The following is a 20,619-nucleotide window of genomic DNA, read 5'->3' as shown; positions in this document are numbered from 1 at the left end:
CTGATCAATCCGTCATCGCCATCGCGCGCAGCGCCTGGCGCTCGCGGGCCGAGAGCTTTTCGGTCTCCGACTTGAGCTGGCCGCAGGCGGCGAGGATGTCGCGGCCGCGCGGCGTGCGCACCGGCGAGGAGTAGCCGGCGTTGAAGATGTATTCGGAGAATTTTTCGATCTGCTCCCAGTCCGAGCACTCGTAGGCGGTGCCCGGCCACGGGTTGAACGGGATCAGGTTGATCTTGGCCGGAATGCCCTTGAGCAGCTTGACCAGCAGCTTGGCGTCATCGAGCGAATCGTTGACGCCCTTGAGCATCACATATTCGAAGGTGATGCGCCGCGCATTGGACGCGCCGGGATAGTCGCGGCAGGCCTGCAGCAGCTCCTTGATCGGATATTTGCGGTTCAGCGGCACCAGCTCGTTGCGTAATTCGTCGCGCACCGCATGCAAGGAGATCGCGAGCATCACGCCGATCTCCTCACCGGTGCGCTGGATGTTCGGCACCACGCCCGAGGTCGACAGGGTAATGCGGCGGCGGGAAATGCCGATGCCTTCATTGTCGCCGACGATCAACAGCGCATCGCGCACCGCGTCGAAATTGTAGAGCGGCTCGCCCATCCCCATCATCACGATATTGGTGACGCGGCGCGTGCCGTCTTCCCGGTCCGCCCAATCATTCAACCGGTCGCGCGCCACCATCACCTGGCCGACGATCTCGCCGGCGGTGAGGTTGCGCACCAGCCGCTGCGTGCCGGTGTGGCAGAACGAGCAGTTCAGCGTGCAACCGACCTGCGAGGAAACGCACAGCGTGCCGCGATCGGTCTCGGGAATGTAGACGCACTCGACCTCGTGCGGCCGCTCGAGCTTGTCGCCGCTCGGCAGCCGCAGCAGCCATTTGCGGGTGCCGTCGTTGGAGATCTGCTCGGCGACCACCTCGGGACGGTCGACGGTAAAATGCTTCTCGAGCTCGGCGCGCATGTCCTTCGAGACGTTGGTCATCTCGGCAAAGTTCTTGGCGCCGCGGAAATACATCCAGTTCCAGAGCTGCTGGGTGCGCATCTTGCGCTGCGACGGCGAAACCCCGATCTCGCCCAGGCGATCGGCGATCTCGGCGCGCGACAGCCCGATCAGCGACGGCTTCGCCGGCGGCACATAGGTCTCGAGCGGAACCTTTTCGAGCGGCGCATGGGCGCCGGGCACAGCATTGGTGGACTGGATGTCGGTCATGAAACCTCAAATAGGCCTTCCAGCCGGTGCTGGAAAGCCACCAAATACCTCGAATTTGCCTTTCTGAGCCGGTCTTAGCGCCGGCAGTCCTGTCCCAGCCGGTCAAGCGCCTGCGCCAGGCCCTTCAGTGCGAAGGTATCGATCGTCTCGGTACCCTTCGCCGAGACGGCTTTTACCGTCACCTCGGCCGATTTGCGCATGGCTTCCACCATCCGCTCCTCCTCGGCCGCATTCTTGATCCAGAGGCCGTCGCCCTGCGTGTACATCGCGTAAGTGCCGCCGCCGACCTGGAGCGTCGATTCCGAGCCCGGCTTCACCGTGTAGCCGATCATGACCGAGACTTCGTTGACGACCTTCTCGGCCGGGCGAGTCGAGATGAAGGCATAGGCCGGATCGCGCGGCCGGTTCGGCGGGTTGGTCTTCGACGATGACGGCTTGGCGAGCGCAAAGCACACCTTCTTGCCGTTGGGCGACGCGGTGTAGGCGCCCCAGGTGCCGAACTGGCCGATCAACGTCGGCTCGGCGCCACCGGCCGCAGCCGCGGCAGGCGACGGCGCCGGCTTGGCTGCGTCCTTGGCCGTATCCTTTTTGGGCGCGGCCTGCGCCGGCGCAAGCGAGGTGATCCCGCACACCAGGCTACAGGCAACCAATGATGTCAGTATTTGCCGCACGGCCAACTGGTTCCCTCATCATTGTGACTGGAAGATGGCCCGGCGATTCCCCTCCGCCGGCTCGGATGGATAACCGGGAAACGCCTTTTTGGGAAGGCAGTTACGGCTGCACGCGCGCGTCAGCCGCAGCCGCATCGCGCGTCCATCCTTTTCTTAGCGCTTGCTCGGTGCTTGTTGTCGATCGTCAGCCCTTGGCGCGCGCCGCGCGCTGCTTCTCCCACTGCGCGTCAGTCCATTGCAGCAGGTCCTCGGCACCGGAACTGCGCAGGTGCGCGCCGCCGTCCTGCACCACCATCTCGCCATTGATGTAGCCGGCCTGGTCGGAGATCAGGAAGCTCGCGAGATTGGCGAGCTCCGAATGCTCACCGGCGCGGCCGAGCGGATTGCGATGCGCCCAGCTCTCGCCGCGCCCTTCCGGACGCAATTGTCCGGTCGCGCCGGCCGTCGGAAACGCGCCGGGCGCGATCGCGACGGTGCGAATGCCCTTCGGCCCCCATTCCACCGCAAGGCTCCTGGTCATCGCCAGCACCGCGGTCTTGGCCATCGAGGACGGCACGGTGAAGGCGCGGCCGGTGATGGTCGAAGTCGAGAGGATCGAGAGCACCACGCCCTTGTGCTTGCCTTCGATCCAGCGGCGGCCGGCGGCGAGCGTGCAATACAGCGTGCCGTGCAATGTCGGACCGAGGATCGCGTCCGCCGCACGGAATGACAGATGTTCGCTCTGCGCAATAAAGGTTGCGGCAGCATTGTTGACGAGAACGTCGATCGGCGCGTCCTGCCACAGCTGATCCATCATGGCTTCGACCGCCGCGCCGTCGCGGATATCGCAGCGCGCGGTGGAGACCTTCGCACCGAGTTCACTGCGGAATTTGGCTGCGGTTTCCTCCAGGAGTTCCTGCCGGCGTCCGCAGATGATCAGTTCGGCGCCGAGTTCGGCAAAGCGGCGGCCCATCGCCGCGCCCAGGCCGGAGCCGCCGCCGGTGATCAGGATGCGCTTTTTCGCTAGCAGGCCTTTTTCAAACATAGTTTGATCCCTCCGCTTTGTATTGTCGCTCCGCCGCAAATCCGGCATGAAGCTTTCAGGTCTTTTGCGTCCGAAACTCAGGTGTGTCCATGAAAGCCATCCTCTGCTCGCAATACTGTCAACCCGACGATCTCGTGCTGGCAGACGTGCCCGATCCGGTGGCCGGTCCGGGCGAAGCCGTGATCGCGATCAAGGCGGCGGCGCTGAACTTCTTCGACATCCTGATGATCCAGGGCAAGTACCAGATCAAGCCGCCGTTCCCGTTCTCGCCGGCCGCCGAAGTTGCCGGCGTGATCGAGAGCGTCGGCGCTGGTGTCACTGATCTCAAGGTCGGCGACCGCGTCGTCGCGTCGTGCGGCCACAACGGCGCGCGCGACAAGATCGCGCTGCCGGCGAATTCGATCGTGAAGATTCCCGACAGTCTCGATTACGATCGCGCCGCCGGCATCATCATCATCTACGGCACTGCGCTGCATGCGCTGGAAGATCGCGCGAGCCCGAAGCCGGGCGAGACGCTCGCGGTGCTCGGCGCCGCCGGCGGCACCGGACTTGCCGCATGCGAGCTCGGCAAACTGATGGGTCTCAAGGTCATTGCCTGCGCGTCGTCGGACGAGAAGCTTGCATTCGCCAAACAACATGGCGCCGAGCTGACGCTGAACTACGCCAAGGAAGATCTCAAAGAGGGTCTGCGCAAGCTGACCGGAGGCAAGGGCGCCGACATCGTGTTCGATCCGGTCGGCGGCGCCTATGCCGAGGCGGCGCTGCGCTCGACCGCATGGGAAGGCCGCTTCCTGGTGATCGGCTTTGCCGCCGGCGACATTCCGAAGATCCCGCTCAACCTTGCGCTGTTGAAGGGCTGCGATATCCGCGGCGTGTTCTGGGGTGCCTGGGCGCGGCTCAATCCGGAGAAGAACCGGAAGAACCTCGAAAAGCTCGTGCAGTGGACCGCGGAAGGCAAGATCTCCTCGCATGTCGACCGCACCTTCCCGCTGTCACAGACCGCAGAAGCGCTGAAGGTGCTCGCCGGCCGCAAGGCGATGGGCAAGGTGATCCTGCATCCGGGAAGCTGAGCTGCGCGCTGCTTAATCTCCCCTTGAAAAGGGGAGGTCGCTTTGCTCGTCAGAGCAAAGCGGGTGGGGATCTGCTCTCTCCGCTTGCAGCGTCGCGTGCAGCTGGCCCCCATCCCGACCTTCCCCCTTTCAGGGGGAAGGAGAAGAGATAGATCACTCCTGCGCAGGCACCCCGCGCTTCAGCGCGGCGCGCGCAATCGTGAGCAAACCTTGTGAGTTTTCTCTGAATTGGCGCGCGCTGCCGCAATCAAACCCAAATTTCTCCCGATTCGAAGCGACCAAGGTCGCTTTTTGGGCCCAATCGCAAGGCGATTAAGAGTCCGTAGCGGGCGCTCAGGGACCCCAACAAGAACAACAACCAGACACCAGAGATGCCCGATTGTTGCGTCATAGTATCGGGGAAGCATCATCATGGTGGGGAAGCCAACACACGTTCACGGCAGCGATCCGCCACGCGACGCGATCAACGCTGATATCAACGATCCTGAATTTGCACCTTATCGCTACCGGCGACCACATCGGGCAGCCATCGACATCGGCGCGGACGAACCCGCCCCGCTTTTTCTTTCAAGCCCAATCGACGACGCGGACTGGCACGGGCGCACCACGATTCCACGTTCGCGCCTCCGCACCGGCCTGCTGACAATTTCGGCCGTCGCACTTGTCGCGGCTGCGGTGGTCGGGCTGTGGTCCATCGGCAGCGTGCGCGACGCGGTCGTGAGCGCCAAGGCCGCGCTGGTCGGCGTCTCGCCGATCGAGGCCCGCGCGGAAATCGCGGAAGCGGTTCGCGCCGCGGCCACCGAGGTGTCGCCCGCCACTGCAAGCCCGCCGTCACGCGCGCAGATCGCGGCCGCCTATCAGGAAGCGATCAAGAGCGACGTCGTCGCGCGCGAAACGCCCGCGGCTGCGCCGATCGAGCCACCACCACCGGCGGCGCCACCGGCAAGACGCCTCGATCCGGATGACATCGCAGGCCTCCTGAAGCGGGCCAACAGCCTGCTTGCGATCGGCGACATCGTATCGGCGCGGCTGCTGCTCGAGCGGGCCGCGGATGCGCAGGACGCCGACGCGGCGCTGTTGCTGGCGCGCACCTACGATCCCGACGTGCTGGGGACCTTGGACAAGCGGAGCATCACGCCCGATCCGGACGCAGCGCGCTTCTGGTATCGCAAGGCTGCCGAACTCGGCTCGCAGCCCGCACAGCAACGCCTCGCGCAATTGCAAAACTAGGCTCATCTCAGAATCAAGCTTTTCTCGAGGGACACATGCGACGCTTGTTTGGATTGGTACTATTCACAGGCATGATGATTTGCGGCCCGGCGGCACGGGCCGAGCAGACCGAATTCGACCCGGCCAAGGTCAGCGACAGCCTGAAGGCGATCTTTCAGTTCGGCTCGGTAAGCACCAAGCAGAGCCTCAACGCCAACACGGTCACGCTGATCTCCGGCACGATCGGCGGCACCTATGTTCAGTTCGGCGCCGATCTCGCCTCCGTGCTCGACGATGGCAACAAGTTGCGCATTCTGCCGATCGTCGGGCGCGGCTCGGTGCAGAGCGTCGCCGACATCCTGTTTCTGCAGGGTGTCGATCTCGGCATCGTTCGGTCTGACACGCTCGAATATCTGGAGCGGAAGGGCATTGCGAAAGATATCAAGAAACAATTCACCTACGTGACCAAGCTCTATAACGAAGAGATGCATGTGATCGCGTCGAAATCGATCCGCAATCTCAGGGACCTTGAGGGCAAGACCGTCAGCGTCGACCTTCCCAATGGCGGCACCTTCGTGACCGCGCTGACCGTGTTCGAGCGGCTCGGAATGAAGCCGAAGGTCGTCTATGTCGAGCAGCGCATCGCGCTGGAGAAATTGAAGGCCGGAGAAATTGACGCCGTGATCGTGTGTGGCGGCAAGCCTTACAAGTCGGTGAGCGGCTTCAAGGACGATCGGTTCCACCTGGTGACGGTCAACTACGAGAAGCCGTTGCAGGGCGACTATCTGCCCGCGAGCCTGTCGGCCAAGGACTATCCCAACCTGATTTCGGGAGAGGATCGCGTCGACACGATCGCCGTTCCTGCCGTGCTTGCGGCCTACAACTGGGCGCCGAACACCGAGCGCTACCACAAGCTGGCCAATTTCGTGGATGCGTTCTTCACGAAATTTCCGACATTCCAGAATCCGCCGTTCCATCCGAAGTGGCGGGAGGTCTCGTTGTCGGCGCCGCTGCCGGGTTGGCAACGCCTGCCGGTAGCCCAGCAATGGCTCGACCGCCATGGCGTCGAAGCCGTCTCGCGCAGCCGTTTCGATGAATTCCTGAAGCAGAGCCCGGCGGCCGCTCGTCTGCAGAGCGACGCCGACAAGGAGGCGCTGTTCAAGCAGTTCCAGGCGTGGGACGCGGAAAAAAATACGCGTTCCCAACTGCGCACCGGCGAGAAACGGTAGACTCCCCGGACCCGGATGGAGCGCAGCCCAACCCGGGGCCTCGTGGGTCAGCTGACGGTCTCACCCCGGATGCGCTGCGCTCTATCCGGGCTACGCCTCCGTCTTCTCCTTCCTCCTGAAAGGGGGAATGACGGGATGGGGGTCAGCCGCAGATGACGCTGCAAGCGGAGAGATCAGATCCCCACCCGCTTTGCTCTGGCGAGCAAAGCGACCTCCCCTTTTCAAGGGGAGGTTAAATCCTGCGCTTCGGGCTACGCCTGCGGCGCTCCCTCTTCCGGCACCCCGCGCTTCAGTGCGGCGCGCGCGGCTTCGCGATGCTCCGGCATGATGTGGCTCGCCACCAGGCGCAGCGCGGTTGCGAGCACCGCGGCGTCATCGGTGAAGCCGAGGATCGGCAGCATGTCCGGCACGAAATCGAACGGCAGAATGAAATAGGCGATTGCGCCAAGCAGCGCCGCCTGCACATGGCGCGGCGTCTGCCGGTCGAAGGCACAGTAATAGGCGGCCAGCAGGTCCTCGGCGAAGGGCAGGTTCGCCACCACCTTCTTGAACTTGATCCAGAAGCGGCGGCGCACGCTTTCCGGGTCCTGCGCCAGCCGGTCGGCAGGCCCAAATCCCACATCGTGTTCGCTCGATGTCATCGCGGGGTTCCTCGGCGCCGCGACAGTTCGGCGGCAGACGCTTCGAATCTGGGGATGTCGGCCAACCGGCGCAAGATTGCGGCCGGCTGGGTCAATTGACCCCAAGCTGCCGTGCGATCGTGTTCATGGCCTTGGCGAGGTCGATATCGCGCTTGGTCACCCCGCCGACATCGTGGGTCGCCAGCACGACCTCGACGGTCTTGTAGACGTTCTTCCATTCGGGGTGATGGTCGTTCTTCTCGGCGACCAAAGCGGCGCGGGCCATGAAGCCGAAGGCTTCGTTGAAGTCCTTGAAGACGAAGGTCTTTGCGATCGCCTCCCGCCCGGCCAGCTCCGACCAGCCGGCCAGTTCCCAAAGAGCGGCCTTCCTTGCTTCCGCTGACAGCCGTTCGACCATGGCAACCCTCCCGTTTGACGCCGACCTTAACCCAACAACCGCCCTCCGGGTGGGATCCAAGCCGAAAATAAGGCCAAAATCGCGTCCTATCGCCGCTGGTAACCATGAAGCAGATGTAACATCTGTATCTTCAGGAATTTGCTACAAATCTGGGATGTATGCGCGTTGGTAGTTTGCGAGATTGAGCCCCGACGATTGCGAGATCGATGACAGACGGCCCCGCCAGCATATCGCCCAAGCCGCTGCGTTCGGCAAAGCGGCGGCTGATGTTCGTCTTGATCGCGGGCGCGCTCGCCATCGTCGGCGCGCTGACCGCAGGTTATTATTTCGCGGTGCGCCCGGTGACGCTGCGGATCGCGGTCGGCCCCGCCAACAGCGATGACCTCAAGGTGGTTCAGGCGCTGGCGCAGGCCTTCAACAACCAGCAGCACACCCAGGTCAAGCTGAGACCGGTGCAGACCGACGGCGCCACCGCCAGCGCGCAGACGCTGGCCGACGGCAAGGCCGACCTCGCCATCATTCGCGGCGATCTCGAAGTGCCGAAGAATGCGCAGGCGGTCGCGGTGCTGCGCAAGAATGTCGTGGTGATGTGGGCCCCGCCGGCGGCAAAGGGCAAGGGCCGCAAGGCCGCGAAGATCACCAAGATCACGCAACTTGCCGGCCGCAAGATCGGCGTCGTCGGCCGCACCCCGGCCAATGTCAATCTGCTGAAGCTGATCCTGCAGCAGTATGGCGTCGACCCGATGAAGGTCGAGATCGTCCAGTTCCCGGCCAATGAGGCGGCGGACGCTATCAAGAACCTGAAGGCCGACGCCTATCTCGCCGTCGGTCCGGCCAACAGCAAGATCACGATCGATGCGATCACGGCGTCGATCAAGGACGGCGGCGAGCCGACCTTCCTGCCGATCGACGCCTCCGAGGCAATCGCCCAGAACCATCCCGCCTACGAGGCCGCCGAAATCCCCGCCGGCTCGCTCGGCTCGGCCGACCGGCCCGATGACGAAGTGAAGACGATCAGCTTCTCGCACCACATTGTCGCGCGAAAGGGCGTGTCGGACGCGACGGTCGCAGCATTCACGCGGCAATTGTTCGCGATCCGGCAGTCGCTCAAGAACGATTTCCCGCTCGCGGCCAAGATCGAGACGCCCGACACCGACAAGGACGCCACCATCCCGGTGCATCCGGGCGCGGCCGCCTTCGTCGACGGCGAAGAGAAGACCTTTCTCGACCGCTACAGCGACTACATCTGGTGGAGCCTGATGGCGTTCTCGGCGATGGGCTCGGCCGGCGCGTGGTTCGCCGGCTACCTCAAGCAGGACGAGCGCAACACCAACACCTCGCAGCGCGAGCGTCTGCTGGAGATGCTGAAAACCGCGCGGCACAGCGACTCCACCGAAGAGCTCGACCAGATGCAGGCGGAAGCCGACGACATCCTGCGCCACACCCTCGACTGCTTCGAACATGGCGCCATCGAGGAAGGCACGCTGACCGCGTTCAACATCGCGCTCGAGCAGTTCCACAACGCCGTCGCCGACCGCAAGGCGCTGCTGTTGAGCATGCCGCAGAATTTGCAGCGGACCGCGAGCCAGTTCAGGGCGGCGGGGACGGCGTAGGGCTTACGCGACCTCTACCAATCTCTCCATGAGTTTCCCTTCGCCTCTCCCGCTTGCGGGGGAGGCCGACGCGCTCGGCAGCGCTCTTGCGCGCCGGAGCGCGGCGGGTGGGGGCTCCCTGCGCGATATGATTCGTGGAGAGAGCCCCCACCCCCAACCCTCCCCCGCAAGCGGGAGAGGGAGCCGGCTTGCGTGCTCACCTCACATGTGCCCGCCCCTGTAATCTCTCCGTCATGGAATTTTTCTAGGTCTTGGCACGCATGCGGCGCATTGTCGCTGTGACCTGAGGAGGCTCCCCATGACGATCCGGTTTTCGCGAAAGCTCACCCGCCGACGCTTCCTCTCGACGACGGCTGCGGCCGGCGCCGGTGTGATCGCGATGCCTTATCTGTCGCGCGCCGCGGATCGCCCTGTGATCACCCATGGCGTGCAGTCCGGCGATGTCGGCGTTGACGGCGGCGTGGTGTGGGCGCGTGCGGACCGGCCGGCGCAGATGATGGTCGAGGTCGCCACCACTGAGTCGTTCAAGGATGCCCGTGCGCTGCCGCCGATCACGGCGCTGCCGGAGAGCGACTTCACCGCAAAAATGCTGCTGGAGAACCTGCCCTCCGGCCAGGACATCTTCTATCGCGTCCGCTTCCGCGACCTCGCTCATATTGACGTCGTGGGCGAGCCCGTGGTGGGCCGCTTCCGCACCGCGCCGGGCGACCGCCGCGACGTCTCCTTTGTGTGGGGCGGCGACGTCGCCGGCCAGGGCTGGGGCATCAACCCCGACGATGGCGGCATGATCACCTTCGCCGCGATGAAGAAGCACAATCCGGATTTCCTGCTGCACTCCGGCGACACCATCTACGCCGACGGCGTGATCCCGTCCGAGGTGAAGCTCCCCGACGGCAAAGTCTGGAAGAACATCACGATTCCCGAAAAGGCCAAGGTCGCCGAGACGCTCGACGAGTATCGGGCCGCGCACAAATATAACTTCCTCGACAGCAATGTCCGCGCCTTCAATGCCGAGGTGCCGATCTTCGTGCAGTGGGACGACCACGAGGTGACCAACAACTGGTCGCTGTCGAAGCAGCTGCCGGCGTCTTACAAGGAACGCGACATCACCGTGCTCGCCGCGCGCGCGGCGAAAGCCTTCCACGAAATGTATCCGATGCGCGAGAGCATCGTCGAGCCGGGCCGGGTCTATCGCACCTTGAGCTACGGTCCGCATCTCGACGTCTTCATGCTCGACGAGCGCAGCTATCGCGGCCCCAACGGTCCGAACCTGCAGGAGCAATACGGCCCCGATGCCTATTTCATCGGTCCGGACCAGATGGCCTGGCTGAAGCGCGCGCTGCTCAATTCGCGCGCCACCTGGAAGGTGATCGCCTCCGACATGCCGCTGTCGCTGATCGTCTATGACGATGCCGCCAACAAGAAGGGCTCGGAAGCGTTTGCGCAGGGCGACGGCCCGGCGCGCGGCCGCGAGCTCGAGATCGCCGACATCCTGCGCTTCATCAAGACCGCCGGCATCGTCAACACAGTCTGGCTGACCGCCGACGTGCACTACGCGGCCGCGCACTACTACAATCCGAACAAGGCGCAGTTCCAGGAGTTCGATCCGTTCTGGGAATTCGTCTCCGGCCCGCTGCACGCCGGCACGTTCGGTCCGAACGAGCTCGACAACACGTTTGGCCCTGAAGTGAAATTCATCAAGGCGCCGGGCGAAGCGAACCAGAACCTGCCGCCGTCGGCCGGCATGCAGTTCTTCGGTCACGTCAAAATCGACGGCAAAAGCGGGCAGATGACCGTGAGCCTGCGCGACCGCGTCGACGCCGAGCTGTGGGCGATCACGCTCGACCCGAAGCCGGTGTAATCGGGTCGCAGCCGCGACGGAACCGCTCTCCCTTCCCCAGACGCGATTTGGCCGGGGATGGACGTCACCGGCCTCTTCCGGTATCGACATCAGAGCCATTATGCTGGGGGCGCCCGAAGGGGGGCGGAGCATGAGGCGCGAGTTGATTCGCGTGCTGGGCGGCATCGTCGCGGGGTTGCGGCCGCGCCGCCTGGCTGTCGTTGCGATTGCCGTGTTCGCGCTGCTGCCGATCGAAGTCAGCGACGCCGGCTGGCTGCCTGATCTTTTCAAGACTTCAGCCAAGCACGCCAAATCGCCAAAGCGCGCTAAGTCGGCACGGCCGGCCAAATTGGCAAGACACCGCGCTCAGCCGAAGCACCGCGCCACGCGGCTTGCCGCCCTTGGGCCGGTCGCCCTGCCGCCGTCCGCGCTCAAGCCGGCCGCAGCCAAATGCGATCCCTCGACATTCCGGATCGTTCTAGATGTGGGACATACCGCAGAATCGGAAGGCGCGATCAGTGCCCGGAATGTCACCGAGTTCGCCTTCAACCTGCGCCTTGCACGGCTGATCGAGGAGAGGTTGAAGGCCGAAGGCTTTACTGAGACCAGGCTGCTTCTGACCGAAGGCAGGGCCAGACCCAGCCTCTTCAAGCGGGTCGCCGCCGCCAACAATCTGCACGCCGATCTCCTGCTGTCGATCCACCATGACTCCGTGCCCAACAAAATGCTCGAGGACTGGGAATTCGAGGGAAAGAAAGGCCACTTCAGCGATCGCTTCAGCGGTTACTCGGTTTTCGTCTCCCGGGACAATCCGGAGTTCAAGACGAGCCTCCGGTTCGCCGAACTGGTCGCCGGGGAAATGAAGGCCCAGGGGCTTCAGTATGCCGAGCAATACAGCCAGGCCATCATGGGTCGCTACCAGCACCCGCTGCTGAACAAGGAAACCGGCGTCTACAGCTATGATGAGCTGATCGTGCTCCGAAAGACCGCGATGCCATCAGTCCTGCTGGAGGCGGGCTCGATCATCAACCGCGACGAAGAACTCAAGATGGACTCGCCCGAGCGCCGCAGCCTCATCAGCAGCGGCGTCGCTTCTGCCGTGAAGGAATTCTGCGAGCCGCGATGGGCCCTGCTCGGTCCGCTCTGATCGCCCTGCGACGCCCCGAGCTCTCGGCAAATACGCGGTCCGATCTGCGCCAGCCGATGTCATCCCTGCTTGCCGGCCTCGATCCCCCTGGACTTGGCAAGCGCCTGTTCGAACTTGGCGTTGAAGAGCCACATCGCATCGAGGATTTCGCGGAAGGTCGCAGACGTTCTCGCCCTGTCGGCCCGGCCGAAGGCGAAGATGCTGTTGTTTCGCAAATATCCCATGATCCTGGGGTCGGAAATTCTGTGGCCGACGAGGTTGCCTGACTGCAGCGCGGCCCTGGTCGGGGTGGGAATGATCTGGATGAGCTCGAAGAGCTTCATTTGATCGATTGGATCGGGCAGAGCTTTTGCGATCGCCGGGACCTGTGGGAAGATGTCTGCGTGTGCGTTCATGAGCGCATCCCGCACCGCGGTCCAGTGATTGAACCTGTGGTCGAGGTTGCCAGCTCGCGCTTCTTCCCTGTCGTCGCGACGGCTCAGTGCCGGATCGAGGACTGCGATTGATCCCTTGATGGCTGCCCACTTCCTTTGACCGTTGCGATCTTCGGACGGACCGGTCTGCAGGCTTCCCTTGTAGGTGTTAGACCGCGCATTGCCGGCATTTTGCTTGCCGTTCGTCTCCGCGAAGAAAAGCCCGAGGCTGATACGGCCGGCGGTCGCCGCATTGGCGGCATCCAGCCCCCTGCCGCGCGCGATCGCCGTCGCCAGATCGACCACGTCCTTGAACGGCGTATCGGATCCTTGTGCGCTCGCGGGCGGCGCCTCCATCACGTCAAACAGCGCCCTGTACTCATCGAGCAGCGGCTCATTGTCGGCGTCAAAATAGGCCGGAGGGATGCCGAATCTGTTGGGTCTGCCGATCCGGGACGGCAGCGCATCGGTGAGGTCCTTGTATGCGCTCATCATCTCGACACGGGCAAGATAGAGGGCCTGGCCCGGCAGGTTGGGCAGCGGCTGCCTGGAATCGATCTGTGCACGTCGCTGGCGCAGGATCGAGACGAAGTTCTTCACGGCATTGTCGTAGGTTTCGCGCGCGGCCGATTGTCCGCTTGTGAGCGCGACCGGCTCGGCGATGGCTGGAGACACCAGACCACCGATGACGGCCGAGGCCAGCGGCAGGCCCGCACCGGGCCCTGTTGCAACCGGCAGCGCGAGGAGCAGCCCGAGGGATAGCGCCGTTGCGGGCGCAGCGGCAGATGACCTGATCGCCATGACAGCTCCCCGATGCCTGTGCGTTGCCGAATCCGACACAATGGATCGTAGACGACGAACGCGCCGGCTGCGAGCACGCTCGGCCCGAAGCCGGTGTCATCCGGCGACAGGCCACAATGAACCGCGCAAGCGGTTCGGGCGACCATATCAGGCCCAGCCGCTTCCGGACCGGGTCTGATTGATGAGTAGCCGATTTGAGACGCGCCACGCCATTGATTGCCGCCCTTCTCCTGCTTGCGCCGTCGCTGGCGCCGGCGCAGCCGGCACAAGATGCGCAGGCGGCGAAGATCCGCGACGCCTTCAATTCGGCCTATGGCAAGGCATTGAGCGCCGGGTTCGGTAAATCGCTGCGCGACAATGCCGATCCCGCCTGTCTGGCGAGCAAGGGCATCGAAGCCGGCCAGCTCGAAGCGCGCGGCCGCGACGTCGTGATCAAATGGGGTGTGCGGCTGATCGACGGCAACGATGCGCTGATCGACCAGAACGTCTATGCCGAGAAATTTCCGGCGGCCGCCGAGCTCGACCGGCTGCAGCAGAATGCGGACGTCAAGAAATACCTCGCGCTCGCAACGCCGATGCAGCAGGCGAAAATCCTCGACACGGTGTTCGAGCAGTTCGACCGCTATGCCCTGGTGAGCCGGATCAAGCTCACGGCGGTCTCGCCGCTGGCGACCGGCAACGATGAATTGCTGCGCAAGAATCCGACCGAGGCCACCGAAGATGCGCTGGAGGCGTTTTCAAAGCGCAACAAATCGAAGGCGCTGGCGCGCTTCCGGGATTTGTCCGAGCAGGCCTCAGCAGTGCGATCGGCCTCGATCGCGAAGGACAAGGTGCCGCCGGGCGCGCCGCTGTCCTTCCTCAAGGGGATGGAGGCCGACCTTGCGGAGCTCTGCATCGGCTCGCGGCGCTAAGCTCCTCACCTCCCGCTACGCCTCAGCGCCGCCTCCAGCGTCTCGCTCGAGCATGGCTTGCTCAGCCGGGGCTTGTCGGCGAGCGAGGCCGGCAGCCTGATATCCGCACCGTAACCCGTGACGAAGGCGAACGGCACCTTCAGCACAGCGAGCCGCTCGGCGATCGCGAACGTCTTCTCGCCCCTGACGAGGCCGACGTCGAGCAGCGCGAAATCCGGCGCCCGCTCGGCGATCAGTTCGAGCGCGCGGGCGACGTTCGCCGCGGTGCGCACCGTGCGGGCGCCGAAGCCGAGGATGGCGTCCTCGAAGTACAGCGAGATGATCGGATCGTCCTCGACCACGAGGACATCGCCGGGCATGCCGGCATTGGGTGCGAAGTCCATGGCGCGCCAGTTTCCGTTTGCTAGAGCTTGTTGTTTTGACGCGTTTTCTTCACGCGAACCGATATCCACTTCGCTCGAAAACGCTCTGAAGATGGATGAGAGACCGGATCAGCCCGGCCGGATGGCCCGCGACCGGCGCCTGAAAGCACGCCGGCTGTTCCCGGGACGAAACCCATCACATCGCGCGCGGCCGCGTCTGTTCACTAGTGAACATATGTCCGGGAACTTTTTCAGTATGGTCTGCGTTGGGTTTCCAGGATTTTCCAATGATTGCCAAACGGACCGAGTTGGCCGGGACGAGTGACCGGCCGTTCAACAATCTTTTGCGCCGGCTGAACGCCGCGGACTACGAGCTGATCGCGCCGCACCTTGCGCTGGTCGAAGCGGCGGCCGGCGATCTGCTCTACAATCCCGGCGACGACGTTCAGATCGCGCATTTCCCATGCGGACCGAGCCTGGCGTCCTACATGGTGCCCAATGAGGACGGGCGCGATGTCGAGACCATCCTGGTCGGCCGCGAGGGCGCGGTCGGCGGCATCGTCAGCCAGGGCTTCCTGCCGGCCTATACCCGCATCACCGTCAAGTTCAGCGGGCCGTTTGTGCGGCTGCCGATCAGCAAACTCGACGCCGCCAAGCTGAAGTCAATCTCGGTGCGCAACATCTTCGCGCGCTATGCCGACTGCATGCTGGCGCAGATCTTCCAGTCGACCGCTTGCAATGCGATCCACTCGATCGAGCAGCGCGCCGCGAAATGGATCATCTCGGCGATCGAGCGCACCAATGGCAACGGCGTGGTGCCGCTGACGCATGAACAGCTCTCGACCTTGCTCGGCGTCGGCCGCAGCTACACCAGCCGGGTGATCCAGAACTTCAAGGCGGAAGGCGTGCTGGACACCCGCCGCGGTGCGATCGTGATCCGCGACCCCGACAAGCTGCGGCTGCGCTCCTGCCTGTGCAACGAGGCGGTCAAGGATCATTTCGAGGAAGTGCTGCGCGGGGTCTATCCGAGCGAGGACAACCCGGCGAACTAAGACGCCTCCTGTGAGCGTTCGCTTCAGGCCGCGTAGCCGATCACCTGCCTTGTAGCTCGTCACGGCCGGGCTTGTCCCGGCCATGACGATGCGGAAAAGTCAGCGCAAACACCAACGAAAGTTGCCGTCGGCGACAAGGGAATGCATCCGACTATCGCGTACCGCGAAAATCACGCTACACTCGCCTCATGAGTGGGGCAGAACTTCACGCCGTGTTCGACGTCGCAGCATGGGGCGCGGCCGCGATCGCCATGTGGTGGCTGTCGCGCCGGCGCGGGCTGCAATTCCCCCGGCAATCCTTCGAGCTGCCCTATATCGCCGCGCTGGTGTTCGGCGCCGGGATCGGCGCCTACATCTTCGGCACGCTGAACCTGTGGTTCTCGGGCATGCCGGGCATCGCCCGCTCGGTCGAGGGCGCGCTGGCCGGCGGCATCGTCGCGATCGAGCTCTATAAATGGCTGCACGGGATCTCGCTGCGCACCGGGGCGCGGTTCGCGCTGCCGCTCGCGGTCGGCGTCGCGGTCGGCCGGCTCGGCTGCTACTTCGCGGGGCTGGAGGATTTCACCTATGGCACGCCGACAACTCTGCCCTGGGGCCACGATTTCGGCGACGGCGTGCTGCGCCATCCGGTGCAGCTCTATGAGAGCCTGGCGATGGCGGCGTTCGCGGCCTTCTACGTCGTGATGGTGTTGAACCGCAACACCGCTGTTATCACCAATGGATTCTACCTCGTGCTGTTCTATTACGGGCTGCAGCGCTTCGTATGGGAATTCATCAAGCCCTACGGCGCGCTGATCGGGCCGTTCTCGCTGTTCCACCTGCTGTCGCTGTTTGTCATGGTCTATGCCGCAATCATGCTGGCGACGGCCCCAAATGTGAGCTTGAAGCATGAACGCGCCGCTGCGTAAGTCTCGCCCCTACATCTTCTGGGGCCAGACCCAATCGCTTTGCGAAACCTGCCTGACCCTGGTGCCGACCAAGATCCAGATCCTCGGCAGCGAGGTCTGGTACGAGAAGCGCTGCAAGCAGCACGGCGTGCAGTCGACGCTGGTCTCGACCGATTCTGCCTATTGGCGGCTGTGCAAGGACTTCATCAAGCCCGGCGACCGGCCGCTCGCCTTCCAGCGCCACACCGAATTCGGCTGCCCCTATGATTGCGGGCTGTGCCCGGACCACGAGCAGCATTCCTGCCTGGCGCTGATCGAGATCACCGAGCACTGCAACCTGACCTGCCCGGTGTGCTTTGCGGATTCCTCGCCGGCCCGCACCAGCTTCACGCCGCTGGCCAAGATCGAGAAGATGCTGGACGCGCTGGTGGCGAGCGAGGGCGAGCCTGACCTGGTGCAGATCTCCGGCGGCGAGCCGACGCTGCATCCGGATTTCTTCGCCATCCTGGATGCAGTGCGAGCCCGTCCGATCCGCCACGTCATGATCAACACCAACGGCCTCAGAATCGCGCGCGAGCCGGACTTCGTCGCCAAACTCGCCGAGAACAGACGCGGGCTCGAGGTCTATCTGCAGTTCGATTCGCTGAAGCGCGAGGCGCTAGTCAATCTGCGCGGCGCGGATTTGCGCAAGATTCGCCAGCAGGCGCTGGAGAACCTCGAGCGCGAGGGCGTCTCGACCACGCTGGTCGCAACCATCAAGCGCGGCGTCAACGATGCCGAGATCGGCGACATCGTTCGCCACGCGCTCACCTGGAAGTGCGTGCGCGGCGTCACGCTGCAGCCGGTGCAGGACGCCGGCCGCAACGAGCATTTCAACAAGGACACCGACCGCATCATGCTGTCGGAGATCCGCAAGCATGTGATCGAAACGGGAGTATTCGGCGACAAGGACATGATCCCGCTGCCGTGCAATCCCGAGAGCATTTCGATCGGCTACGGCCTGCGCAATGGTGACAAGGTGTTGCCGCTGACCTCGCTGATCCCGCAGGAGCAGCTCGTCGCTGTCATGCCCAACACGATCAGCCCGGAAAAATATCCGGTGCTGCGGGAAAAATTCGTCGACCTGTTCTCGCTGTCGTCGGGGCCGCTGAATACAAGCGAGCGCGTCTGCGAATTGCTGTGCTGCCTGCCGAGCTTCGAGGTGCCGGAGGGCCTGACCTACGAGAACGTCTTCCGCGTCACCATCGTGCAGTTTCTCGATCGCTTCAATTTCTGCGTCGGCAACGTCAAGCGCAGCTGCATCCACTTCGTCACCGAGAGCGGCGCGATCATCCCGTTCGACACCTACAATCTGTTCTACCGCGACGGAAAGATCGACGGCATCCGCGCCGCGATGGCCGGCCAGACTTATCGAGACGCACGCCAAGGCGAGGAGGTGCCGAGATGAGCGACGAGAGCCGGCCCATCAATCCGGATGGATCTCCACCCTCGCCGCCTCCACGGCTCCCTCCGCAGCGCGGCGGCTGCGCGACCGCATTCATGGCGCTGTTTGGCGTGGCGCTGCTGCTGCCCGGGGCCTGCGCGCTCCTGTTCGGGTTCGGCGCCATGACCGAGTCGAGGCCCGATCCCTCCGCCCTGTTCCTGATCCTGCTCGGGCTCGCGGTCGGCTTTGCCGGCGTGATGCTGATCCGCGCCGCGATCAAGGGGAGCTAGAGGTCGACGTTGACCAACAATTTCGACGAGACCTCACCGAACCGACCGCCCGAACCGCGGCAGCGCAACGGCTGCGTCACCGCCTTCCTGCTGGTCGTAGGGGTGATCCTGCTGCTCCCCGGCGTGCTGTGCGTCATCATCAACGCCAAGGGGGGCCCCGGATCCGGCGGCGACCCCATCACCATGTTCGTGATGCTGATCGCGCTGGGCGGGCTCGGGCTGATCGTACTCGCGGTTGCGCGCTGACAGGGGCGGATCGGGGGCGCAAAAGCCCCTCAAAACCGGCCTTTCGAGCGAAAATCAGCCGCCCAAACCGCCAATAAACCGTTGTTTTTTGGCGATTTCTGACTATATTGCGCCGCAACGCGCAAGGTGCCCGGTCCTGAGACCGGGCTTCCTTTTTGGGGTGATGCGTCCCCGTCAAATTTCTTGGGTATGAGCGTGATCCGGGCCCGGATTGGGCCACGTGAGCGAGCGGCCGGCCAAATTGGTCCGGCGAGATCGCGCATCTGACCATTGCACGACCAGAAGAAGAGCCATGAACCTTCGCAACGTCGCTATCATCGCCCACGTCGACCACGGCAAGACCACCCTCGTCGACCGCCTGCTGCAGCAATCCGGGACCTATCGCGAGAACCAGAAGGTCACCGAGCGCGCCATGGACTCCAACGATCTGGAGCGCGAGCGCGGCATCACCATCCTGGCCAAGGCGGCCTCGGTGCAGTGGAAGGATACCCGCATCAACATCGTCGATACGCCCGGCCACGCCGATTTCGGCGGCGAGGTCGAGCGCATCCTCAACATGGTCGACGGCGCGCTGGTGCTGGTCGACGCCGCCGAGGGTCCGCTGCCGCAGACCAAGTTCGTGGTGTCCAAGGCGCTCAAGGTCGGCCTGAAGCCGATCGTCGTGATCAACAAGGTCGACCGTCCCGACGCGCGCCCGACCGAAGTCATCAACGAGGTGTTCGACCTGTTCGCGGCGCTCGACGCCACCGAGGAACAGCTCGACTTCCCGATTCTGTACGGGTCGGCCAAGCAGGGCTGGATGGGCGACAGCCCGGAAGCTTCGCATGACGCTGGCATGCAGCCGCTGTTCGACCTGATCGTGCGCCACGTCGCGCCGCCGAAGGTCGAAGAGGGCCCGTTCCGCATGATCGGCACCATCCTCGAAGCCAACCCTTATCTTGGCCGCATCATCACCGGCCGCATCACATCGGGCTCCATCAAACCGAACCAGGCCGTGAAGGTGCTTGGCGCCGACGGCAAGACCATTGAGCAGGGGCGTATCACCAAGATCCTCGCCTTCCGCGGCATCGAACGCACCCCGCTCGAAGAGGCCGACGCCGGCGACATTGTCGCGATCGCGGGCCTCACCAAGGGCACCGTCGCCGACACGTTCTGCGATCCCACGGTCGAGACGCCGCTGCCGGCGCAGCCGATCGATCCGCCAACGGTGTCGATGTCGTTCATCGTCAACAACTCGCCGCTCGCCGGGACCGAAGGCGACAAGGTGACCTCGCGCATGATCCGCGACCGCCTGCTGCGCGAGGCCGAGGGCAATGTCGCGCTGCGCGTTGTCGAGGCTTCCGACAAGGACTCGATGGAAGTCTCCGGCCGCGGCGAATTGCAGCTCGCGATCCTGATCGAGACCATGCGCCGCGAGGGTTTTGAGCTCTCGGTGTCGCGCCCGCGCGTCGTGCTGCAGAAGGACGAAGCTACCGGCGCCTGGCAGGAGCCGATCGAGGAGGTCGTGATCGACGTCGACGAGGAGCATTCCGGCGTCGTCGTGCAGAAGATGAGCGAGCGCAAGGCCGAGATGATCGAGATGCGCCCGTCCGGCGGCAACCGCCTGCGGCTGGTGTTCTACGCGCCGACCCGCGGCCTGATCGGCTATCAGGGCGAACTGCTCACCGACACCCGCGGCACCGCGATCATGAACCGCATCTTCCACGGCTACGCCGCCTACAAGGGCGAGATCCAGGGCCGCCGCAACGGCGTCCTGATCTCCAACGACCAGGGCGAAGCGGTGGCCTATGCGATGTTCAAGCTGGAAGACCGCGGCCCGATGATGATCGAGCCGGGCTGGAAGGTCTACAAGGGCATGATCGTCGGCGAGCACACCCGTGACAATGACCTCGAGATCAACGTGCTGAAGGGCAAGCAGCTCACCAACATCCGCACCACCTCGAAGGACGAAGCGGTGCGCCTGACGCCGCCGATCCGGATGACCTTGGAAAAGGCGCTCGCCTATATCGAGGACGACGAGCTCGTCGAGGTGACGCCGAAGTCGATCCGGCTGCGCAAGAAGCATCTCGACCCGAACGAGCGCAAGCGCGCCGAAAAGGCCAAGGAAGCGGTGGCATAAGCTTTCTGTCGTGCCCCGGCTTGACCGGGGCACCCAGTACGCCGCGGCCTATCGG

20 protein-coding genes are annotated in these 20,619 nt (G+C 64.1%); 13 read left to right on the top strand and 7 right to left on the bottom strand.

Annotated features, from left to right (window positions below; genetic code table 11):
• Positions 1–4: 4 nt before the first annotated feature.
• The 3 genes from rlmN to K359_RS0121890 all read right to left on the bottom strand — a co-directional run bounded on the left by rlmN (position 5) and on the right by K359_RS0121890 (position 2,914).
• Positions 5–1,219 (bottom strand): 23S rRNA (adenine(2503)-C(2))-methyltransferase RlmN, encoded by a 1,215-nt coding sequence (gene rlmN / locus K359_RS0121900; RefSeq protein ID WP_035976884.1) that lies wholly within the window; start codon positions 1,217–1,219, stop codon positions 5–7.
• Between the two features lie 74 nt (positions 1,220–1,293).
• Entirely contained in the window at positions 1,294–1,890 is a 597-nt protein-coding gene (locus tag K359_RS0121895; protein ID WP_051346294.1) for an invasion associated locus B family protein, read from the bottom strand.
• A 184-nt stretch (positions 1,891–2,074) separates the two neighbouring features.
• Positions 2,075–2,914 carry an SDR family oxidoreductase gene (locus tag K359_RS0121890; RefSeq protein WP_029081239.1) on the bottom strand — a complete coding sequence of 280 codons (840 nt, stop codon included), beginning with the start codon at positions 2,912–2,914 and terminating at the stop codon, positions 2,075–2,077.
• A gap of 89 nt (positions 2,915–3,003) precedes the next feature.
• On the opposite strand from K359_RS0121890, the gene K359_RS0121885 reads away from it, so the two are divergent.
• The 3 genes from K359_RS0121885 to K359_RS0121875 all read left to right on the top strand — a co-directional run bounded on the left by K359_RS0121885 (position 3,004) and on the right by K359_RS0121875 (position 6,422).
• Complete coding sequence (locus tag K359_RS0121885; protein WP_029081238.1) at positions 3,004–3,984, top strand: NADPH:quinone oxidoreductase family protein; 981 nt, start codon at positions 3,004–3,006, stop codon at positions 3,982–3,984.
• A gap of 411 nt (positions 3,985–4,395) precedes the next feature.
• On the top strand, positions 4,396–5,214 hold the full coding sequence (locus tag K359_RS52660; RefSeq protein ID WP_051346280.1) for a hypothetical protein: 819 nt from the start codon (positions 4,396–4,398) through the stop codon (positions 5,212–5,214).
• A gap of 35 nt (positions 5,215–5,249) precedes the next feature.
• Positions 5,250–6,422, top strand: a complete 1,173-nt coding sequence (locus K359_RS0121875) for a TAXI family TRAP transporter solute-binding subunit (protein ID WP_029081237.1) — start codon at positions 5,250–5,252, stop codon at positions 6,420–6,422.
• Positions 6,423–6,673: 251 nt separating this feature from the next.
• Here K359_RS0121875 and K359_RS0121870 read toward each other — a convergent pair whose 3' ends face one another.
• Together K359_RS0121870 and K359_RS0121865 are read right to left on the bottom strand one after the other, a co-directional pair.
• Positions 6,674–7,063 (bottom strand): YkvA family protein, encoded by a 390-nt coding sequence (locus tag K359_RS0121870; protein ID WP_029081236.1) that lies wholly within the window; start codon positions 7,061–7,063, stop codon positions 6,674–6,676.
• A gap of 91 nt (positions 7,064–7,154) precedes the next feature.
• The gene (locus tag K359_RS0121865; protein ID WP_029081235.1) at positions 7,155–7,460 is read right to left on the bottom strand and encodes a 4a-hydroxytetrahydrobiopterin dehydratase; all 306 of its coding nucleotides are present in this window, start codon (positions 7,458–7,460) and stop codon (positions 7,155–7,157) included.
• Positions 7,461–7,666: 206 nt separating this feature from the next.
• On the opposite strand from K359_RS0121865, the gene K359_RS0121860 reads away from it, so the two are divergent.
• The 3 genes from K359_RS0121860 to K359_RS0121850 all read left to right on the top strand — a co-directional run bounded on the left by K359_RS0121860 (position 7,667) and on the right by K359_RS0121850 (position 12,060).
• Positions 7,667–9,073, top strand: coding sequence for a TAXI family TRAP transporter solute-binding subunit (locus tag K359_RS0121860; RefSeq protein WP_245284683.1), 1,407 nt, complete (start codon positions 7,667–7,669; stop codon positions 9,071–9,073).
• 298 nt (positions 9,074–9,371) lie between these two features.
• Positions 9,372–10,934: an alkaline phosphatase gene (locus tag K359_RS0121855; RefSeq protein WP_029081233.1), complete on the top strand. Its 1,563-nt coding sequence runs from the start codon at positions 9,372–9,374 to the stop codon at positions 10,932–10,934.
• Between the two features lie 151 nt (positions 10,935–11,085).
• Positions 11,086–12,060, top strand: coding sequence for an N-acetylmuramoyl-L-alanine amidase (locus K359_RS0121850; protein WP_245284682.1), 975 nt, complete (start codon positions 11,086–11,088; stop codon positions 12,058–12,060).
• A 59-nt stretch (positions 12,061–12,119) separates the two neighbouring features.
• Here the strand turns inward: K359_RS0121850 and K359_RS0121845 are convergent, their stop codons facing one another.
• A complete protein-coding gene (locus tag K359_RS0121845; protein WP_029081231.1) occupies positions 12,120–13,274 on the bottom strand; it encodes a hypothetical protein in 1,155 nt (384 codons plus the stop codon).
• Between the two features lie 194 nt (positions 13,275–13,468).
• Between K359_RS0121845 and K359_RS0121840 the strand changes: the two genes are divergently transcribed.
• Complete coding sequence (locus K359_RS0121840) at positions 13,469–14,185, top strand: hypothetical protein (RefSeq protein WP_156928612.1); 717 nt, start codon at positions 13,469–13,471, stop codon at positions 14,183–14,185.
• A 5-nt stretch (positions 14,186–14,190) separates the two neighbouring features.
• Here K359_RS0121840 and K359_RS0121835 read toward each other — a convergent pair whose 3' ends face one another.
• Complete coding sequence (locus K359_RS0121835; protein ID WP_029081229.1) at positions 14,191–14,568, bottom strand: response regulator; 378 nt, start codon at positions 14,566–14,568, stop codon at positions 14,191–14,193.
• Between the two features lie 266 nt (positions 14,569–14,834).
• On the opposite strand from K359_RS0121835, the gene K359_RS0121830 reads away from it, so the two are divergent.
• The 6 genes from K359_RS0121830 to typA all read left to right on the top strand — a co-directional run bounded on the left by K359_RS0121830 (position 14,835) and on the right by typA (position 20,564).
• A complete protein-coding gene (locus tag K359_RS0121830) occupies positions 14,835–15,599 on the top strand; it encodes a Crp/Fnr family transcriptional regulator (protein ID WP_029081228.1) in 765 nt (254 codons plus the stop codon).
• A gap of 188 nt (positions 15,600–15,787) precedes the next feature.
• Positions 15,788–16,507, top strand: coding sequence for a prolipoprotein diacylglyceryl transferase (locus K359_RS0121825; RefSeq protein ID WP_029081227.1), 720 nt, complete (start codon positions 15,788–15,790; stop codon positions 16,505–16,507).
• Positions 16,488–17,933, top strand: a complete 1,446-nt coding sequence (locus K359_RS0121820) for a radical SAM protein (RefSeq protein WP_029081226.1) — start codon at positions 16,488–16,490, stop codon at positions 17,931–17,933. The genes K359_RS0121825 and K359_RS0121820 overlap by 20 nt, the downstream gene beginning before the upstream one ends.
• Entirely contained in the window at positions 17,930–18,199 is a 270-nt protein-coding gene (locus K359_RS0121815) for a hypothetical protein (protein ID WP_051346278.1), read from the top strand. The genes K359_RS0121820 and K359_RS0121815 overlap by 4 nt, the downstream gene beginning before the upstream one ends.
• 9 nt (positions 18,200–18,208) lie before the next feature.
• Positions 18,209–18,445 carry a hypothetical protein gene (locus K359_RS0121810; RefSeq protein ID WP_029081224.1) on the top strand — a complete coding sequence of 79 codons (237 nt, stop codon included), beginning with the start codon at positions 18,209–18,211 and terminating at the stop codon, positions 18,443–18,445.
• Between the two features lie 292 nt (positions 18,446–18,737).
• The gene (typA, locus tag K359_RS0121805; protein ID WP_029081223.1) at positions 18,738–20,564 is read left to right on the top strand and encodes a translational GTPase TypA; all 1,827 of its coding nucleotides are present in this window, start codon (positions 18,738–18,740) and stop codon (positions 20,562–20,564) included.
• The last annotated feature ends 55 nt before the right edge of the window (positions 20,565–20,619 follow it).

Source organism: Bradyrhizobium sp. th-b2, from assembly GCF_000426785.1.
In the GTDB taxonomy this organism is placed as follows: domain Bacteria; phylum Pseudomonadota; class Alphaproteobacteria; order Rhizobiales; family Xanthobacteraceae; genus Bradyrhizobium; species Bradyrhizobium septentrionale.
Note: the sequence above shows the minus strand (reverse complement) of the source record. Positions and strands in the feature narration are given on the sequence as shown.

What these genes read in the sequence shown, in the direction of transcription:
- rlmN (WP_035976884.1), bottom strand. Translation starts at nt 1,219, where the DNA reads ATGACCGACATCCAGTCCACCAATGCTGTGCCCGGCGCCCATGCGCCG.
- K359_RS0121890 (WP_029081239.1), bottom strand. Translation starts at nt 2,914, where the DNA reads ATGTTTGAAAAAGGCCTGCTAGCGAAAAAGCGCATCCTGATCACCGGC.
- K359_RS0121885 (WP_029081238.1), top strand. Translation starts at nt 3,004, where the DNA reads ATGAAAGCCATCCTCTGCTCGCAATACTGTCAACCCGACGATCTCGTG.
- K359_RS52660 (WP_051346280.1), top strand. Translation starts at nt 4,396, where the DNA reads ATGGTGGGGAAGCCAACACACGTTCACGGCAGCGATCCGCCACGCGAC.
- K359_RS0121875 (WP_029081237.1), top strand. Translation starts at nt 5,250, where the DNA reads ATGCGACGCTTGTTTGGATTGGTACTATTCACAGGCATGATGATTTGC.
- K359_RS0121870 (WP_029081236.1), bottom strand. Translation starts at nt 7,063, where the DNA reads ATGACATCGAGCGAACACGATGTGGGATTTGGGCCTGCCGACCGGCTG.
- K359_RS0121865 (WP_029081235.1), bottom strand. Translation starts at nt 7,460, where the DNA reads ATGGTCGAACGGCTGTCAGCGGAAGCAAGGAAGGCCGCTCTTTGGGAA.
- K359_RS0121860 (WP_245284683.1), top strand. Translation starts at nt 7,667, where the DNA reads ATGACAGACGGCCCCGCCAGCATATCGCCCAAGCCGCTGCGTTCGGCA.
- K359_RS0121855 (WP_029081233.1), top strand. Translation starts at nt 9,372, where the DNA reads ATGACGATCCGGTTTTCGCGAAAGCTCACCCGCCGACGCTTCCTCTCG.
- K359_RS0121845 (WP_029081231.1), bottom strand. Translation starts at nt 13,274, where the DNA reads ATGGCGATCAGGTCATCTGCCGCTGCGCCCGCAACGGCGCTATCCCTC.
- K359_RS0121835 (WP_029081229.1), bottom strand. Translation starts at nt 14,568, where the DNA reads ATGGACTTCGCACCCAATGCCGGCATGCCCGGCGATGTCCTCGTGGTC.
- K359_RS0121830 (WP_029081228.1), top strand. Translation starts at nt 14,835, where the DNA reads ATGATTGCCAAACGGACCGAGTTGGCCGGGACGAGTGACCGGCCGTTC.
- K359_RS0121825 (WP_029081227.1), top strand. Translation starts at nt 15,788, where the DNA reads ATGAGTGGGGCAGAACTTCACGCCGTGTTCGACGTCGCAGCATGGGGC.
- K359_RS0121820 (WP_029081226.1), top strand. Translation starts at nt 16,488, where the DNA reads ATGAACGCGCCGCTGCGTAAGTCTCGCCCCTACATCTTCTGGGGCCAG.
- K359_RS0121815 (WP_051346278.1), top strand. Translation starts at nt 17,930, where the DNA reads ATGAGCGACGAGAGCCGGCCCATCAATCCGGATGGATCTCCACCCTCG.
- typA (WP_029081223.1), top strand. Translation starts at nt 18,738, where the DNA reads ATGAACCTTCGCAACGTCGCTATCATCGCCCACGTCGACCACGGCAAG.